General features: G+C 49.4%; 13 protein-coding genes. 3 read left to right on the forward strand and 10 right to left on the reverse strand.

Features of this window, described 5'->3' with window-relative positions; all coding sequences use genetic code 11:
* Positions 1 to 29: 29 nt before the first annotated feature.
* From H9Q13_RS00480 to H9Q13_RS00500, 5 genes are all read right to left on the reverse strand, one after another.
* Positions 30 to 1247, reverse strand: coding sequence for a glycosyltransferase family 4 protein (locus H9Q13_RS00480; RefSeq protein WP_191181797.1), 1218 nt, complete (start codon positions 1245 to 1247; stop codon positions 30 to 32).
* 71 nt (positions 1248 to 1318) lie between these two features.
* Positions 1319 to 2854 (reverse strand): lipopolysaccharide biosynthesis protein, encoded by a 1536-nt coding sequence (locus H9Q13_RS00485; RefSeq protein WP_191181798.1) that lies wholly within the window; start codon positions 2852 to 2854, stop codon positions 1319 to 1321.
* Positions 2855 to 2959: 105 nt separating this feature from the next.
* Entirely contained in the window at positions 2960 to 5332 is a 2373-nt protein-coding gene (locus tag H9Q13_RS00490) for a GumC family protein (protein WP_191181799.1), read from the reverse strand.
* A gap of 5 nt (positions 5333 to 5337) precedes the next feature.
* Positions 5338 to 6111, reverse strand: a complete 774-nt coding sequence (locus H9Q13_RS00495; protein ID WP_191181800.1) for a polysaccharide biosynthesis/export family protein — start codon at positions 6109 to 6111, stop codon at positions 5338 to 5340.
* A 500-nt stretch (positions 6112 to 6611) separates the two neighbouring features.
* Positions 6612 to 6827, reverse strand: a complete 216-nt coding sequence (locus tag H9Q13_RS00500) for a hypothetical protein (protein WP_191181801.1) — start codon at positions 6825 to 6827, stop codon at positions 6612 to 6614.
* A 471-nt stretch (positions 6828 to 7298) separates the two neighbouring features.
* Between H9Q13_RS00500 and H9Q13_RS00505 the strand changes: the two genes are divergently transcribed.
* Positions 7299 to 8429, forward strand: coding sequence for an OmpA family protein (locus H9Q13_RS00505; RefSeq protein ID WP_191181802.1), 1131 nt, complete (start codon positions 7299 to 7301; stop codon positions 8427 to 8429).
* A gap of 85 nt (positions 8430 to 8514) precedes the next feature.
* Here the strand turns inward: H9Q13_RS00505 and H9Q13_RS00510 are convergent, their stop codons facing one another.
* The 5 genes from H9Q13_RS00510 to H9Q13_RS00530 form a co-directional block, all read right to left on the reverse strand.
* Positions 8515 to 9954, reverse strand: coding sequence for a glycosyltransferase family 2 protein (locus H9Q13_RS00510; protein WP_224743982.1), 1440 nt, complete (start codon positions 9952 to 9954; stop codon positions 8515 to 8517).
* The gene (locus H9Q13_RS00515; protein ID WP_191181803.1) at positions 9951 to 11045 is read right to left on the reverse strand and encodes a HEAT repeat domain-containing protein; all 1095 of its coding nucleotides are present in this window, start codon (positions 11043 to 11045) and stop codon (positions 9951 to 9953) included. Before H9Q13_RS00515 ends, H9Q13_RS00510 begins: the two co-directional genes overlap by 4 nt.
* Positions 11045 to 12268 carry a YaiO family outer membrane beta-barrel protein gene (locus H9Q13_RS00520; protein ID WP_191181804.1) on the reverse strand — a complete coding sequence of 408 codons (1224 nt, stop codon included), beginning with the start codon at positions 12266 to 12268 and terminating at the stop codon, positions 11045 to 11047. The genes H9Q13_RS00515 and H9Q13_RS00520 overlap by 1 nt, the downstream gene beginning before the upstream one ends.
* A 5-nt stretch (positions 12269 to 12273) precedes the next feature.
* Entirely contained in the window at positions 12274 to 12642 is a 369-nt protein-coding gene (locus tag H9Q13_RS00525; protein ID WP_191181805.1) for a response regulator transcription factor, read from the reverse strand.
* An 83-nt stretch (positions 12643 to 12725) separates the two neighbouring features.
* Positions 12726 to 15230 (reverse strand): hybrid sensor histidine kinase/response regulator, encoded by a 2505-nt coding sequence (locus tag H9Q13_RS00530; protein ID WP_224743983.1) that lies wholly within the window; start codon positions 15228 to 15230, stop codon positions 12726 to 12728.
* Positions 15231 to 15793: 563 nt separating this feature from the next.
* On the opposite strand from H9Q13_RS00530, the gene H9Q13_RS00535 reads away from it, so the two are divergent.
* Together H9Q13_RS00535 and ctlX are read left to right on the forward strand one after the other, a co-directional pair.
* Positions 15794 to 17572 carry an aminopeptidase P family protein gene (locus H9Q13_RS00535; protein WP_191181807.1) on the forward strand — a complete coding sequence of 593 codons (1779 nt, stop codon included), beginning with the start codon at positions 15794 to 15796 and terminating at the stop codon, positions 17570 to 17572.
* A 107-nt stretch (positions 17573 to 17679) separates the two neighbouring features.
* Positions 17680 to 18636, forward strand: a complete 957-nt coding sequence (gene ctlX / locus H9Q13_RS00540) for a citrulline utilization hydrolase CtlX (protein ID WP_191181808.1) — start codon at positions 17680 to 17682, stop codon at positions 18634 to 18636.
* The last annotated feature ends 15 nt before the right edge of the window (positions 18637 to 18651 follow it).

Consider the following 18651-nt stretch of genomic DNA (forward strand, 5'->3'; position numbering starts at 1 on the left):
TTTAAAGGGGTGTCCCTATCTTTTGAATGCTATTTGGCAGTAGGTATGGTGTTACGGCGGAACGTGCCTTCAGGTTCGTGCAGCGGAAAGCCGGGTTGTACCGGTTTGCCCAAAATCTCGCCGTAGTACTTCAGATGCTGGTCTACGATCACATCTTCCGAGAAATTATCCTCAGCATAGGTATAGCCTGCCTTGACAAGCGATTGGTACAGCTCCTCATCCGACAGGATGCGACCTACTTCGGTAGCCATGGAGTCGGGGGAGTTGACATCGCACAGCAACCCAGCTTTGCCATAGTTAAGCAAATGTGGAATATAGCCGCTGTCTTTGCCGCCTACCACTGGCGTGCGGGCTATCATCGCCTCCAACAGCACCATGCCAAATGATTCCTCCCTGGAAGGGTGCAAAAGCACACGGGCGTTCTGGATTAGCCTGAATACCTCATCATATGGGAGCGGACCAATAAACCGTATCCCATCCGTCAGGTTGTGTTTCTGAGCATATTGTTGCGCCAGGCCCCCTTCCTCAGAGTCAACCCCCACCAGGTAATACTCCAAGTCTGGAAACCGCTTGCGTAGGATAGCAAATGCCTGAATGCCGGTCTCTATATTTTTACGATGCGTAAAACCCTGCGCCACCGTGATAATGTAATTTCCTTTTTGGGCGTTAGCAGAAAGGCGTTGCTCCAGGGTGCTTGGGTAAAAGTTGTCGATGATTCTGGTTTTGGATTTTGTTTTTCGGTCCAGCTGGTTGTAGGTATAGGAGGAGTTGGCCAGTAGGAAATCCGCCTTGCTGACAACGATGTAATTAATCATCCAGCGCACCAGGCGAAACATGTCCGGAATTTTGCGCAAGATCTGGAACGCCACATCGTGCAGGCTCACCACCGTGGGTTTCCCGGTTTTTAAGGCTGCCCAGGCAAACTCATAGCTCCAGAAAGCACTGATAAAGTCAGCCGGATGCGCTGCCATCATTTTCCGAAGGTCTTCTACCTCATAAAGGAAAAAACGGCGTCCAGGCTGCGGCTTCTGGCGGCTGATGCAAACCTTGAGGTTACCACGCTCCAACACCATGGGTTCCTCTATTTCAGTGGAATTGGTATAGGCAATCACCTTGAATCCTCTTTTAAGCAAGGCATTGATGAAATGCGAGGTAAGAGGAAACGAGTTGGTCGCGGGTAAGTTTGTATCTTTAAGGTCCCAATCCAGTATTTGCAGATTTACGGGGCCTGCTACTCCTATAGTCATTAGTTTCTTTCCTAAGGTTGATTCGTATGCGTTAAGCCAGCAAGGGCTGTGTAACTTTGGTCGTAGTTTTCTTATACACGTTCAGTTTCTTTTACGAGACTCTTTCTGTACCGCATCAGCATTCTGCCATAGTAGGAGGAAGGATTGTCCTGCACACCCAGCTTCGCGAAAATCATGTGCAGTTGCTCCTTCAGTGCCTGGTGCGGGAAGAGCAGGATCATTGCCAGAAAAACGAAGCCACCCGTGATCATCTGTGAGATGAGAATCACCAAATGCGGCAGTTCCATGTTACGCAACAAGGTGCTCAACAGGTATACGGTAATGGCAACCACGGCTCCGTTCATAACACCAGGCAGGTATACCCGCAGCTGTTTCCAGTAAGAGAGCTGTAAAATTTTCTTCATCAAAGTCTGGTACATCCCGATTCGGATGAGCTCACTGATCAGCAAGGCGAGACCAAAGCCCACGAGTCCATACGATTTCAGGAGGAAAAACAAACTGCTGATCACCACGATCAGGGTTACGGTGATGACTATTTTCCAGTTCAAGACGGCTTTCGCATCGCAAACAATGCCTGCAAACATAGTGATAAAACTCAGCGGTATTGCCAGGCTCAGTACCTGAAGCACAGGGATGGAGTCGGTCCATTGGCTGCCCAGCACCACGTGCACGATTTCCGGAGCGGCCACCATAATGCCCAGGCACACAGGTATGATGAGCGTGGCCAGTAGCGTTGTGCTTGAGAGGTATACCTGGGCCAGCTTCTCCGTTTCGGATTGCAGCTTGCTAAACGATGGGAATACCACCCGTGACACCGTGCGTGTGAGGTTATACATGGGAAGGTTCACGAGCATAAAGGCTCTGTTGTAGATACCAAGTCGGTAGGCACCCAGCACACGTCCGATCAGTAGGGTAGCCAGATCGTTGTAGATAAACTCCAGGAAGCTGATAATCGACATTTTGCTGCCGTAGGCAAACAAGGGCCTGTACGCCGCCCAGTCAAAAATCGGGAGAACGCTGTGCCGTGCCATCACGTAGGCGCCCACTGCAACCAGTGCCGCCTGCAGCAGCGAGGCGTACACAAGGCTCCACACTCCGAAACCCAGGTATGCCAACACGATACCCGCACCCAAATAGGAGACCACATAAGATAGCGTCTCGACGATGCTCAGTTCCTTGAAACGCATGTTGCGCTGCAGCAGGCTGGTGGCCGTGGCAGAAAAGCCACCAACCACAAATGCGAGCGCCATCACACGAACGATCGGCACTACCTCCGGCATGTCGAAAATCAAGGTGGCGAAAGGGGCCAGCAGCCAGGCCAGAATAGTGAAAACGGTACCCAGCAGCGCCGAAGAGGTGAAAGCCGCCCGAATATGATCGGCGGTAAGTTCTTCTTTCTGAACAATGGCCTGGTTCAGACCCAGGTTAGCGAAGTAATAGCCAAAACGCAAAATGACGGCCGACAAAGCCACTAGTCCGAAAGCCTCAGGGGCAAGCAGGCGGGCCATGGCAGAGGTATAGCCAATCTGCATGACGGCATTGGCAATGGTGCCGGCCGAACTCCACTTCAAACCACTGACCGCTTTGGACGCTAAATTTTTACTCATTCCCTAGACTCAGGTAATTGGCGTTAAAAAGGTGCTGCGGGAACAGCTTTTGCCCACAGCACCTTTCCTGTTTATTTAATGTAATGCAGGTATAGATTAGCTGCGCTACGCATAGTAGTAGCTGCCTTTTTTCTTATACCCGTACTCGTACGTGTTGTTGTAATCCAGGTCGTTGATGACCATGTGTATGTTTTTGAGCTTCTTGGCCGCGTACAACTCGTTGACCTGGGTTAGCATGTCTTTGCTGGTGTACTTGTGCTTCACCACATACAAGTTGGTGTCCATGTGCTTCATCAGGATGAAGTATTCGGCTACAAAGCCGATCGGAGGCGTATCGATCACGATGTAATCATATTGTTCTCTCAACTTGGCGATCAGATCGCTCATCTTTTTCTGCTCAAGCAGCTTGATCGCGTTCTCAGGTATAGGGCCGCAGGATATTATGTCCAGGTTCTCAATATCTGTCTTCTGGATCACTTCCTCCAGCGGCATTCCCTGCTCCAGGTAGGAGGAGAGGCCCGCCGCATTGTGCGTGTTGAAGTACTTGCCAAATGTAGGCTTGCGCATATCCGACTCGATCAAGAGGGTACGTTTGCCGGACATGGCCAGTTCGCTGCTCAGGTTAACCGACGTGAATGTTTTTCCTTCACCTGACACAGAGGAGGTTACGCCTATTACCTTGAATGGCTTGTCGGACATTAGGTACTGCAAGTTGATGCGGATAGAACGGAATGACTCTGCAATGGCCGATCGGGGGTTGTTCTTCACCGCCAGTTTGTCTGTCTTAGACCCATGGGCAATGACGCCCAAAAACGGAATGTTGGTCACGTTATTGAGGTCGTTCTTGCCCTGTATGGTGTTGTCCACGTTGTCAAGCAGCACGATGAGCGCCGCCGGTATAATCAAGCCAATGATCATGGCAAGCATAAAGATCATGTTGGGCTTCACGTTCTGAGGTCCTGTACCCCACTGCGCTGCCTTGTCTACAATCTTTTTGTCGGTGGTGTTGGTGGCCAGGGCAATCGCCGCCTCTGCACGCTTCTCCAGCAGGAAGTCATACTTTTTGCTCACAAAGTCAGCCTGGCTCTGCAAATCCATCATGCGGCGCTCGTTCTCCGGCACCTTGGCAATGCTGCTTTCTAGCTGCCCTATTCTGGAGTTGATGTTGTTAATGGAAATATCGGTAGAGCGTATCAGGTTTTTGATGTTAGCAACGATGGCGTTTCGGGTACTTTTTATCTCGCTGTCGATCACCTGCATCTGTGGGTTATCCTGCGTGGCACTCACGCTATACTTGGCTTTCTGCTGGTTCAGGCGGGAAAGTTCGCTGAACAGGTTGGCCAGGTTCGGGTTCTGCACGCCAGCCACTGCCGGCGATACCGCCTGCGTAAAGCTCTGATTATCCTCTATCTGATCCAATACAGTTACATAGTACTGTTTCTCGGTGCTGAGCTTGGATCTTTCCATCTCCAGCTGCGAAAGTTTCTCATAGCTGATGTTGGACTGCACATCCAGGTTTGCAATTCTGTTAGAAGAGCGGAAAGAAGAAAGCGCCTGTTTGCTTTGGCGAAGCGAGTCTGTCAGGCTGGCAATCTGCCCATCGATGAACTCCAGGGTTTTTTGGCCATTGAGGTTCTTCTCCTCCAGGTCGCGTGACACATAGGTATCCATCAGGGTATTCAGGAAAAGCATCTCCTTTGCTGGTATGGCCCCTTTGGTGCTGAGCTCCAATACCCGTGCATCCCTTTCAATTGGGGCTACATGCAGACTGGAGGAGTACTGTCCTACCTGGCTTTCCATGCTGTTGAGGACAAAGTAATGTTTCTTGGCGTCTATTTTATCATCGGGGTTGGCGCGTTCAATCGTCAGGCTCAGGTATTTATCCTTAAACGGTTTGCCGAACTCCAGCACTTTGGTGTATTCTATGTCGGAAACCGGCTGTTGGATAGAATGCTCCTTAAAGTCATAAAGAACGGTATTGTCAGCCTTTACTTTCAGTTCATACTGTTTGTCGTTGAGCACACGCACCTCCAATGGCACATCCACCAGTTGCAGCGACGATGTGTCCAGTTTCACCACAAAGGGAGCATTGTCATACTGTTCCTCCTTGATCAGGTCAAAACCCGTGTTCAACCAGTGGTTAGGTACTTTGAAGTAGGAAACTGAAAAGTCCAGTCGCTTGAGGGTAGTGCGGACCATGTCGGTCGAAGTGATGATACCGATCTCATCCTCTACCTTAATGCCTTTGTTCTGCACATCGAGCAGGTTGAGCAGTTCCTGTGCTTTTTTGGAACCTGTATGCTGGTCTCCGAGTAGGAGCGTGGATTTGAAAGCGTATATGCGGGTGGAGCTTTTAACAAACACATAAGCCCCTGCCAGTGAAACCAATGTAAATGCCAGGAAAAGATACCATCTGGATCTGAACTTAAACAGCCAGCTTCTAAGATCTATTTCGTGTTCTGTATTCTTTCTTTTCATTGGGCTTACTTAAAATAATTTAGGAGTAACACGGCGGTTGATACAACAGATAAGGCAAGTGTCGCTACGTTTAGGCCAACCAGGTTGTCTCTCTTCACCAGGGCCTCGCTAGGTTCTATGTATAACACATCGTTTGGCATCACATAATAGTATTGAGACTGTACGAGGTTCGGGTCTTTCAGGTCTATCAGCACTACCTCCGATCCGGTTGGGGTTTGGCGAACCAGTTTCACGTTTTCGCGGTTGGCACCTCTGCTCAGGTCACCGGCCATGCTCAGTGCCTCGAGTACCGTAGCGCGGTCGTTGTAGATAAAGTATTGGCCGGGGCGCTGCACCTCTCCCAACACATTCACCCGGAAGCTGATGAGCTTGACAACCACTGTTGCATTTGTGATGTAACGGTCCACGTTTCGCTGGATCAGGTCCTGAGTTTGTGAAACCGTCAGGCCATCTACCTTCAACTTGCCTACGTTCGGCAGGTTCACGTTACCTTGCTCGTCTACGGTATAGCCGCTGAGGAACATGGTGCCCGGGTCGGCAAAGCCAAAGGCGCTGGACGGGGGGATGATGTTGTAGATGTTGGAGATCTCCGGCTCAAGGCTTTGCACCTTGATGGAGAGCACATCGTTGGCTTGCAGTTTATAGGCTTTGTAGCTCGAAGGGATTGCGGTTGGTACCGTCTCTTTCAAATTGCTGTTTTGCATGTATACCAGTTCCTTCTTGCTTATGCAGGAAGAGGCACTCACCAGTAGGAGTAGGAAGTATACTAATCTTCTCATGTTTTTTGTTTAAGGATGCTTTGTCTTAAAGACTGACTGTTAAGGATGTAGCTATTTTGATTGATATTGCTTACCTGTTTACTCTTTTCAAGGCATGTGATTACCCCAAAAAATTGTATCAGCCATATATACTGCCAGTGGCAAAAAAAGATTCTTGTTTGTCAAAATATTATAGATTTTTAATACATGTTTACTTGTGTTTTGTTGATTAATCTGCTGATTATCAGTTTTAAGGCTATGTTATATTTGTAATGGCTTGGGCAGGGTGAGATGGCGTAAGGCTAGGTTAGGTATCGACGGCATGGTATTTAATATTGATAAAATACAATTTTAAAAAAGGTGCTGGTAATCTTGAGCCAGTGATGCAACATGGGGGAAGGAAAGGCAGGTTGTCTGATGTTAAAAACGATGGGAGGCGCTCTAAAACAAACCACCTCTGAAGACTGGGCAGATAGTCTACAGAGGTGGTCTGTTTGGTTTTATGGCAGGGTATAAGGTGTTTATTCGATCCATTTGGTTCTGCGCTGCCTGGTAGCAACCACAGGAGCCTGACGCTGTTTCTTAAACTTGTCTGCCGTCTGACGAACAAGTTGCTGCGAAAAGCCGTCGGTATGTTCAATAATTCCGCCTTTCAGCTTCCAGCCTTGCGGAAATAAAACGGCAACTTCTGTTGCCAGTGTCTCTAGGTTTGGGGCTACTACTATGTTGTATTCCATCTTTAAAAAAACTAACGATAGAACCAATATAGGGATTAATAACATAGGTTGTATGCAGGTGCTACGAAAAAACTAGTCAGAAGGTTAGAATCGTATTAAAATTTAGGGTATTATTTGAAAAGTTATACAATAATTGCCAAATGATGTCAATCGTATATATTTAATACTATTGATGGTGTTTCGGAAATAGCATTTTTTTACAAAAGGTTCTGCCAAAACCTGACAATCAGGCTCCTAAATCTGAACAAGGCAAGTATAGCTTTTCCAGCCTTTTGCCTGCACCAGCTTTATGGAAGGGTTCTGGCAAGCGCCCCGCATTGGCAAAGTAGGTCTATAGGCGGTGACTGCTTAGCCCGTACCTCTGCCTGCTTTACGCTTTCCTGTGTGACGCGCCTTTCTTGAGCAGGTTGTCGGTTATTTCAGTCTGATTCCACTTCATACCTTCCCGCAGCCATCCCCGTAAACTCTGACATGAAAGCCACGCTGCTATACCTTCTTTTCAGCTTATACCTGGTGCAAGGGGTAGCGCAGAATCTGGTCCGGAACCCCAGTCTGGAGGATAGGAAGAAAGGCATTGTCGGCTTCAGAGGGATAAGCGGTACACCCGACATCGCCTCGGTGGCTAATAAGGTCGTTATGTACCCGCCTTACTTCAATGCCTACCTCTCTGAAACCCCATCACGGCAGGTAACCAACATCGCTTTTGGCGAGGTATGCCTATGCCAGTGGTTCAGCTCTGGGGCCAGCGAATTGGCTCAGGCCGAGCTGACCCGTCCTCTGCAGAAGAACAAAGAATACCTGGTCTCGCTCTATACCATCAGGGCCTCTACCATAGAACCTCCCATCAGCGCAGTGACTGTGCACTTTACAACCAGGCCAATACCTGCTACCCGGCAGGTATACGGCCTCAAGGATCACCCACTTACCGGGCTCGCCTTGCCCTATCTGTCACTCAGGCCGAATACCGGAAATCCACTCAGTTCCCGTGAGGTATGGACAAAAGTAAGTGCTGTGTACAAAGCCAACGGTGGAGAGCGCTACCTGCTTATCGGCAATTTTATCGGGGCAAACAGGGAGGCCCTCGAAACTATGAATCCGGAAGAGGAGGCAAACCCGCAGGGCGGCAGGGTGAAAGGCACTTATTACTGTTACGATAACATCAGTGTTGTGCCGCGGGCGGAGGCTGAACCGGAAGCAACTGACCAGGCTATAGCGGAGACCGGCGGCAAAATACTGAGAGAGCCGTTTTCGGTTGGCAAGACTCTCACCCTGGAGGATGTCAACTTCTCCTCAGGCGAACACCACATATTGGCCGTTGCCTACCCGATGCTCGATTCGCTGTCGGCCTTCCTGATGGCCGAGCAGGAGGCAGTGGTGCAGGTGCAGGGCCATACCGACAATGTAGGTGAAGAAGCGGCTAATATGAATCTTTCGATTCGCAGGGCACAGGCTGTAAAAGCCTACCTGACCAACAGTGGAATAGCCGCAGAAAGGATATCGACCCGTGGCTTTGGTGAAACCCAGCCGAAAACGGATAACAGCACCGAAAAAAACAGGGCCATGAACAGACGGGTAGAGATCGTGATAAGAGGTCAACGATAGTTATGAAACACGGCCCTTGCCCTTCTATTAAGAGTAAGGACCGTGTTTTATCTTGGGTTTGCTTGTATTTGCTAACAGACTGGTTTCAGTTCTTCTTCTGAGTAAAACCGGCACGTGTCATTTCGCCCCAGCTTTTCTTGCCAGTTAGTAAATCGTAATTCCCTTTTACAGCTGCCCATACCGTTACCGGGTGGTATACGAAGGGCTCCAGTAGAGCAGTGAAAACCAATTTAAGCATGTGTTTCGGTCGTTTGTACTGCTGATAAGACCGCTCTTCAAACAAGATGGCAAACACCGAGACCATAATGGCAAAGGAATATACCAACCCCAGGAAAGAGAAAAAGTAGAGCCAGTTGGCGTAACCCAGTATGGCCAGTATGCAGAAAAAAAGCAGTCCGAAGAACTCGATCAGCGGAGCAAGCCACTCAAAGAGCACCCACATCGGCAAGCTAACCAGTCCAAGTATACCATAGCGTTTGTTCAAAATCATCTTGCGGTGGAGCAGTAGCGTTTCGGCAGTGCCACGGGTCCAGCGGTTGCGTTGTTTATTTAGAATGTCCCAGGTTTGGGGAGCTTCTGTCCAGCAAAGCGGGTCAGGTATAAAGGCTACCTTGCAAGGCTTCTTTTCTTCGTAGAGCATACGGCGCATGCGCACCAGCAGCTCCATGTCTTCGCCCACCGTGTTATGGTTGTAACCACCAGCCTTTACTACGGTTGCTTTGTCAAACATACCAAAGGCACCTGAAATCAGGAGCAGACCGTTGACGTGTGCCCAGGCCATACGCCCCATCAAGAAAGCCCTAAAGTACTCCAGCACTTGCACTCGCGGGATAAATTTTTCCGGTACGTCTACTTTTACCAGGCGACCGTCTTCTATCACGCAGGAATTGGCGATTCGGATAACACCTCCAGTGGCAATTACTGGTGTTTTTTCTTCCATAAACGGCTTTACCAGCTTCAACAGCGAGTCCGATTCCAGCACGCAGTCCACGTCAATGCACGCGATCAGCTTGTTTTCCGACACATTTATTCCCACGTTTAGGGCATCAGCCTTGCCACCGTTCTCTTTATCGACCACTACCAGCTTATGATAGGCTGGGTTCTTGGCTTTGTAAATACCGCGCACAGGCTTGGTTTTGATCTGGTTGTCAGGCAGGAGGTCTATTTTCTCCAGTTCGTACGCCTCAATCAGCAGTGCAAGCGTGTTGTCTTTGCTGCCGTCGTTCACGATGATTACTTCATAGCTATTGTAGTGAAGCGCCAGCAGCGAACGCACATTGTCCACAATGGTCATCGACTCGTTGTAAGCGGGGGCTATGAGCGAAACAGAAGGCGAAAACTTCGAAGCGAGTATGGTACGGTAGTCGACAAAGCTATTGCGTGCTTTATACTGCTTCATGGCCCTGGCCGACATAGCCGCCAGCAAAACATAACTGGCACTGATGCCGATTGCATAAACGAGTATCAGGTGGTTGAAGAAAACAGCCGTGTAGCTGATAAACTGGCCCATTGATTCTGTTATCATGCTTTGTAGCTTAGTGCGGTTGCCGCCAATTGCTGCAACGCGTGTTCTGGATCGTTTTTAATGGCCAATACTTTATTTTGACCCTCCTGGCCGCTTTGGCACAAGGCCCTTGCCGCTGCCAGTTGCAGGCGTCTGTTCTCAAAACCCAACACCTGCTCAAAGAATGGGATGCTCTGTTGGTCACCGATTGCGGGAACCGCCTTAAGAATCTCCAGCTGGATGTCTGTGCTTTCGTTTGTAAACATATTGATCAGGCTCGGCACAGCTTCGTGGGTATTCAGTTGCCGCAGTGTGATAATCGCCTCTTCACGTATCTTGGCTGCCGGATGCTGCAGCAGACTAAGAATGCCGTCAGCAGCACTGTGCTGTCCGTAAGAAGCGATCATTCGGAGGCAGAAAATGACAATGCTTTCTTCTGATTTGCCTAGCCACCGCTCAAAGTTCGGGATAGATAAGAACTTTGACTTAGAAGTGGCGCGAGCCAATTGCAACTGTTGCCAATCCAACAGTGGCTCTCTTAGGTCGTCCAGAAAAGAGAAAGGAGCGTTTGTCTCCAGCTTCAGCAACGCCACCTGCGCTTCCGAGCGAAGAGTGGGATGAGGGTGGTTGATGAAAGCACGAATCAGTTCGCTGTACTTCCTGACACCCATGTTGGCCAGTTCGTTAATTCCCTGTGCGATTTCGTGCCAGGAACTAGCGTATAGCTTTTGCCTGGAATAACTTTCCAGTCCGGACTGACAGTACAGGTTCCGGAGTTTGTCGGCTGACTCTCCAATCAGATTTTTATGCAACGAGACAAGGTTCTCGAGCACGATATGGCGCTGTACGCGCTTTTGGGTGAATTGCTCCGTAAAAACCAAAATGGCTTCCTTGTCCGTTTGATCATCGAAAAGGTAGGAGGTGAGAAAGCCTTGGATATCCTGCTCAACTTTCCTGCGGCGTGCATAGCGTACGCCGTCACGCCATCTGCTGAAAAGTATGATAGAAAAGATTCCTAGTGTAACGCCAACGAAACCGATTGACAGGTATAGGTTGAAACGGATCAGATCTGTGCTGGCGGCAGGAAATAGGTCAAGTATATTCTGCTCCATCACCTGAATTTATATTGTAATGACAAACCAGTGGTGTAGCGGTTGCGAGAGCTTTCCTTACTCACCTCCTCATACTCAAATTGTAGCACCGCTCCCCAAAAAAAACTGGCTCCCAGTCTGAACTGGCTCCTTATGCCTATTTTATTGGCATCCTGTCTGTTGATTTCCTGAAGACCGACCTGCATATCGGGCGTGCTTCCTTTAGATAGCGTCAGGGTCAAATGCTGGTTCTCATCTTTCAGGAATCTTCTCAGTTGCAGTATACCTGTTGCCTGTACTTGACCCTGTTGCGGCTGAATGAAAGGCCTCATACCTGCCCAGTATTTTCCCCAGTACTTGCCGATATGACCTGTATAAAGCCAGACAGTCTCCTGAGAGTAAATCAGTGCGCGGACTCCCAAAGATGCTTCCAGGTTATGAGGCAGCTTTCGGTATGCTTCAAGCCCAGCACGGTAGTCTGGGAATAGCTTGCTGTCAGAAAAGCCAGCATTGAGGTACAGGTATGTCTTTTCATCCAGTCTCGGCCAAAAATCCACCTCTCCTTGCAATGCCTGCTGCTCAAAGCGGTTGGCGTAGTTCACTCGGGCGCCTATGCTTCCGGGTGCCAGCAAACGGGTATACTCCAAAGAGGCCAGGTGCCAGCTTGGGATAGCTGTACTGAAAGTAGCGTATTGGTATTCCGTATGCAGGCTGTTGATACTGGCCAGGTCATGTAGCTGTGTCTTGGTGCGCTGGTAAAACGAGTTTTGCTGAGGCAGTGACTCCAACACCTTTTCCGCTTCCAGGTATTTCTTTTGTTGAATCAGCGCCTGGATTTTATACTCCAGCAGTTCCTGCGATTGCGGCGCAATCACCAGGCCCTGATCAGCATAATGCAGTATAAGCTCAGGGCTGGTTTTGGAGCGGAGACCTAGCCGGATGAGCGCCAGGTATAGGTCGGCAGTCGGTGTGGATGCGCTTAAAAGCGGCTGAAGTACAAAGTTGGCAGAGTCGTACTTTTGCTCCCAGGTATAGGTATTGCCAATCAGAATAGCCGCATCAGTATAGGCAGGTGCCACGCGCAACACCTGTCGGGCCAATTTGCGACTGGTGCTGTAGTTGCCTTGCCTCGCTGCCACCTGTGCCTGTTGCAGAAGAGAATCTGAGTCTATAGTGGATTGAGCGCTTACTGAGCCTGCAGTCAATATCAGCACCAGAGCAGCAAGCCATTTGAGTCGCTGCATGTGTCTCATCCAATGTAGGGCTGGCGCACTAAAAATCTTCTTACCCGCAGCGATAGTTCACCTGGGCTAAAGGGTTTGGTGATGAAATCGTCGGCCCCCAGTTTAAAGGCTTCTATCACGGTCGACTCATCGTCGGCACCCGAGAGTACGATTACTGAAACCTGGGGATGATTGGCCTTGATATAAGAAATAAGCTCCATGCCCATAACGAAGGGCAGCATCAGGTCCGTGATAACCAGTTTAAACGAAGAGACTTTTAGATACTCCATTGCTTCTTTGCCGTTTCTAGCAACTGTTACTTCATGGCCATCCTTTTTTAGCCTGAATTCCAGCGCCCTCAGCATCATTTCATCATCCTCTACTATCAAAATCATAATGTGTAAGTTCTGTAGCTTATAGCGTATAACTAAACAAGGTGTATATTGTTGGATATTTTTTTAACAGTCCGACTAAAAGGCTAAGATGATACAGTTATCTCCTGTGTCTTTACCCATTTTCCCAGCTCATGCAGGGCTGTTTCTCCAATTTTGGCAATCTCTTCGTGGAGTGTCTTCATAATGTGCGGGTTAGCAGCATCATGTGCTTGACTTTCGAGTTCCTTTAGCAAGTACACCATCCGCTCAATGCCCATCATCGCAACCGAAGATTTCAATTTATGTGCTACTTCCGAGACTTGTGTTAGCTGTGCCTGCATGACGGCCTGCTCCAGTTTTTTCAACTCCAACGGGGTATGTGTTAAAAACAGGCCAACCATTTCTTTCATGAAACCAATGTTTCCACCCGCCATATTGCTGAGGTATGAGAGGTCGTAAACGGTTGGTGTGGCTGCTGCTGTACTAAACTCTGCTTCTGGTGAAAGAGCATCTGTGCCAAGCAGCAGGTATATCTTGCTTTGCAGTTCGCGGGCCTTGAATGGTTTCGATAAATAGTCATTCATACCGTAGGCAATACACCTTTCCTTCTCACCACTCATAGCGTGTGCAGTCATGGCCATAATCGGAATGTCGATCTTTAGCTCCTCCCGAATGACTCTGGTTGCTTCATACCCGTCCATCACCGGCATCTGTATGTCCATCAGAATAATGTCGAAACGCTGGCCAGCCTGAAGCAATTGAACTGCTTCGCTGCCGTTTGAGGCAACCTCCACTGAAAAGCCCATATCGCTCAAAACCCGAATGGCCAGTTTTTGGTTCAGCACATTGTCCTCGGTCACCAGTACATGCAGGTGTCGTTGAATAACGCCTTCCTCCAAGTTAGATTTTTCGCTGTAAAGGCTTATATCTTCCTCAGAAGCATTTTTATATGGAATCAAAACAGAAAACACAGAGCCTTTCCCTAAGGTAGAGGCTATACTGATTTTCCCACCCTGCAATTCCACCAGGCTTTTTACGATAGATAAGCCAAGTCCTGTACCGCCAAACTCGCGGGTAGTAGCCGTGGTGGCTTGGCTAAAGCGTTCAAAAATACTGTCGAGTTTGTCCTGCGATATGCCAATGCCTGTATCTGAAACAGCTATTTCGATCCAACACTGGTCCTGCTCCTGTTTTTGGACCCGCGCATTCACAGCAATTTCACCCTTTGCCGTAAATTTGATGGCATTCTGTACCAGGTTGTACATGATCTGGGTAAGCCTGACAGGATCTCCGATCAGTAGCCACGGTACATTGTCCTGGCACTCGATCGTTAATTTCAAGCCTTTCTCCTGGGCACTGTTCCGAAGCAGCACCTGCAGCGACTCAAAAAGTGGTTTTAAACCGAACGGGATCGTCTCCAACTGCATCATACCAGCTTGTATCTTAGAGACGTCCAAAATGTCGTTGATGATGGTAAGCAGATTTTCTCCCGAAGAACGAATGGCGTCTACGAACTGCAACTGTTCTGCAATGAGAGGGGAGCGGTGAAGGAGGTTTGTAAAGCCCAGGATGGCATTCATGGGGGTTCGGATCTCGTGGCTCATATTGGCCAGAAAGCGCTCTTTTGCCAATGAGGAGTCTTCTGCTGCCTGTTTAGCCTGCTTTAATTCAAATTCTTCTCTCTTGCGGTTCGTGATATCATCAAACGCTGCGATAGCATACACGATCTCCTGTTTGCTATTGTAGACAGGGCTTGCTGTTTCAGAAAGAAGAATGCTTTTGTCTCGGTTGCGAATCTCAATATTATCCACGGAGGAGCTATGGCCCGAAAGTGCTTGAATGACGGGCATTTCCTCCAATGGATAAATTTCGTCGGTGCCTGCCTTCAGCACCTTCTGGTCTTTTACCAGTAACTGGAGGTTGTGTATAGAGCTTTCCGGGAAGATGTTGTGCAAGGTTTCACGGCCTTGCTTGTTCGTGAAAAACAGGTCACCAGCGGCATCGCGGACGGTAATGCCCATCGGAAGCGCCTCAAAAAACTGCTTTAACCTGGATTCATTTTCCCGTACCTCCGTTTCCAGTCTCTCGCGTTTGTCGATGTCCATGAAAATAAACATCACCGCACCCAGTATGACCAGTACGATCAGCAGCGTGATGATCACGTTGATCATAAAGACATAATCAGATAGCTCTTTGCTTGCCGCCATCCGGTGTTGCAGCAGGCTAGTTTCTGTTTCTTTAATGGAGATCAGCTGCTCCCGTATCGTATCCATCAGCCGTTTTCCATCTCCCGAGCTCACCAATTCAATCCCTTCTGATGCAGTATGCGATACGGTGGCTTCAGTAAATGCTATCTTCTTTTCGATGTATGGCATGATCTGAGAAATCCTTTGCTGCTGCAAGGGATTATCGGAAGTCAGCTGCCGAACACTGGCTATGGCTGCCCTGATGCTTTGCCTCAGTTCGTCGTAGTTGGCGATAAAAGAGTCGTTTCTGCTAATGACATAGCCCCGTGTATTGCTTTCCAAAACGGTAAGCTTGGTGTTAATGTCTTCGAGCTGGAGCATGACTTCGTGTGTGTGGGCCACTAGGTCTTGGGTTTGCTGCAAATCTTTGCTTAACTCAAGAGAATAGAGTTGTATAGGGAGAACGAGCACAAGCGTCAGGCCAAGACTTATTAAAATCTTGATCTTCAAATTTCGGGAGCTTGATCCTGAAAAGATATTAAACACGGGATAGTATAAAAAATTAGGATTACAAATTTGACTATTTTTTTGAAGATTAAATAAGATGCTAAACAGAATTTATAAAAATCTAGCAGTCCGGTTAAAGATGAATATTAAAAGCTATCTCAAAAATACCTGATGATGATTTTCATGCAGTCCAGCAGAACGAAGGCCGGGTAACTCTCGGCTTTGTACTCGTGCCTGACTAATGTCCTCCTGAAGTTGAAGAGCCAGGAAAAAAAGCGCTATACTTTCCATCTTTTCCTATAGCGCCTGAGCTTTCTGCCGTCTGTGGGTATTTTCCTTCACCTTATCCTATTTTTAAGATGGCTACTACGCATTTTATTCGCTTTTTAACAACACGCCTTCTCAGCTAAATAAGAGAAAACATACGCATTTTACCCCATCTTTCCTTAATTTGCCTCTTTCAACAAGCAAAAAACCGCATGAACTATACAGAACGATTAGCAGCTATTCGCCAGCAGATGAAAGAACAGGGCGTGAGCGCCTACATCATCCCCTCGGCTGACCCGCACATCAGCGAATACCTGCCGGACCGCTACAAATGCATTTACTTTGCCTCGGGCTTTACCGGCTCGGCGGGTACGCTGGTCATTACGCAGGACTTTGCCGGCCTCTGGACCGATGCCCGCTACTTTGTGCAGGCCAAAGAACAACTGGCAGGTAGCGGCTTCGAACTGGTGAAACTGCAGACGCAACATGCGCCGGAATACATTGGTTGGCTGTCGGACCGATTGCAGCAGGGCGATGTGGTGGCCTTCGACGCCAAGCTGATCTCGGTGGGGCTGGCCCAACTGCTGGAGCAACAATTTTCACCGCTAGGTATACAGCTGGCCACCGACCGCGACTTCCTCGATCCGATCTGGCAGGACAGACCTGATCTACCCAAAGAACCCGCTTTTCTGGTAGGAGAGGATACGACCGGCAAAGTCACCACTGAGAAGCTGGCCGATCTGCGTGCCGCGCTCAAAAAGCACAGAGCCGACTATCACCTGATCTCGTCGCTCGACGACCTGGCCTGGCTCTTTAACCTGCGCGGCTCCGATGTGAAGTGCAACCCCGTGGTGCTGAGCTTCGCGCTCATCAGCCAGGAAGTGGCCATGTTATTTATTGATGCCGATAAACTCAGCGATTACGACAAGCAGGAATTGTTCCGGGCCGATGTGAAGCTGAAAGAATATGAGGTAATCGAACAGGTATTGACGGAGTTGCCGGTTCACGCCTCTATACTGATCGATCCGAAACGCAACTGCTACGCCCTGTATAAACAATTACCCAAAGAGGTGCGCGTGATTCAGGACACCAACCCGACGACTTATTTTAAAGCCATCAAAAACGAGGTAGAAGTAGAGAACACCCGCAAAACCATGGTGAAAGACGGTGTAGCTTTAACGCGTTTCTTCAAATGGCTGGAGGAAAATCTGGGCAAAACGAAAATCACTGAGCTCTCGGTTGCCGATAAGGTACTCGATTTTCGGGCAGAGCAGGAGGGCTTCGTAGGCGAGAGCTTCGACACCATTGCCGGTTACAAAGCCCACGGAGCCCTGCCACACTACAAAGCCACGCCGGAAAGCGATGTGGAGCTTAAAGCCGATGGCTTGTTCCTGCTTGACTCCGGCGGTCAGTATAATACAGGGACCACCGACATTACCCGCGTGGTATCGCTGGGCAACCTGACCGAGGAAGAAAAAACAGACTATACCCTGGTGCTCAAAGGAATGATCGACGGTGCCACGGCCCGCTTCCCGAAAGGCACACGTGGCTACCAGATCGACGCCATCACCCGCAAGCCGCTCTGGGACCACGCCCGCAACTACGGCCACGGCACGGGTCATGGTGTCGGGTTTTTCCTGAATGTGCATGAGGGGCCGCATGTGTTCAATCCGTCGCCAACGCCGGTTGACATAGAGCTGGGTATGATTACCTCGGTAGAGCCAGGTCTGTACCGTCCGGAGCAGTACGGTATCCGCATCGAAAACCTCGTGCTGACTGTGCCCGATGAAAGCAATGACTTCGGTGAGTTCTATACCTTCGAGCATCTCACGCTAGCCCTGATTGACACCGCTCCGGTGAAGAAAGAGCTGCTGGATGAGCGCCAGATCAAATGGCTGAATGACTACAACCAACTGGTGGTGGACAAGCTCGGCCCGTATCTGAACGAGGAGGAACTAAACTGGCTCAGGAACAAAGCCAAGGCGATATAATTTCGTTGTTCGTTAATCGTTGATGGTAAAACCGGCTATACCTTGAATTGGGTATAGCCGGTTTTTTTATTTACTTCGAACAAAATATTCCACTAGCTCAGAACGCCATGAAGCAAACTACCTCCACTATCCTCATGATCGAGCCGACCAACTTTGGCTTCAACCCCGACGCAGCCGAGACCAATGCGTTTCAGCAACACCTAAGCGATTTTACGCAAGGGCAGGTGCAGGATATCGCTTTGCTGGAGTTTCGCAATGCGGTGGAGGAACTCCGGAAACTTGGTGTGGAGGTGATTACTTTCCGGGACCTCGAGAACTCGGCCACACCCGACTCCATCTTTCCCAACAACTGGTTCTCGACGCACCCGGAAGGCAAACTGGTGACCTACCCAATGGCCCCGGCCAGCAGGAGGGGAGAGCGCCGGGCGGATATCATCCGGCACCTCAAAGAAACCTGCCATTGCGGCGAACATGTGGCGCTGGAGTTTTATGAAGACCGGGAGACGCCCGTATACCTGGAAGGAACTGGCAGCCTGGTGCTTGACCGGGTAAACAAGATCGTCTATGCAGCCACCTCGCCCCGCACGGCTATCGAGCCACTGCTACACTTCTGCGGCCAGCTGGGCTACGAAGCGGTTACGTTTGAGGCCTACGGTCCGACCGGGGAGCTAATCTACCATACCAATGTGATGATGTGCATCGGCGATACCTTTGCGGTGGTAGGTATGGACGTGGTGGAGGAGCAGGATCGGGATAGACTTTATACCAGCCTGACTGGAAGCGGCAAAGAGATCATCGAGATCAGCAAGGCGCAAACGCACCAGCACTTCGCCGGTAACATGCTCCAGATTGAGAATAAGAAAGGTGAGCGCATATTGGTTATGTCGAAAGCGGCGTACGCGAGTTTGAATGAGAAGCAATTGAACCGGCTGAGGGCTCATAATGAGCACCTGCTCTACCTGCCGATTCACATGATCGAAAAGATTGGCGGCGGCAGTATCCGGTGTATGATCGCGGAGATTTTCAGGGCGGAGAAACAACTTTCCGACGATCCTATGCTTTAACTTATCCGCCGTATA

The sequence above is a fragment of the Pontibacter aquaedesilientis genome, from assembly GCF_014773225.1.
Lineage (GTDB): Bacteria > Bacteroidota > Bacteroidia > Cytophagales > Hymenobacteraceae > Pontibacter > Pontibacter aquaedesilientis.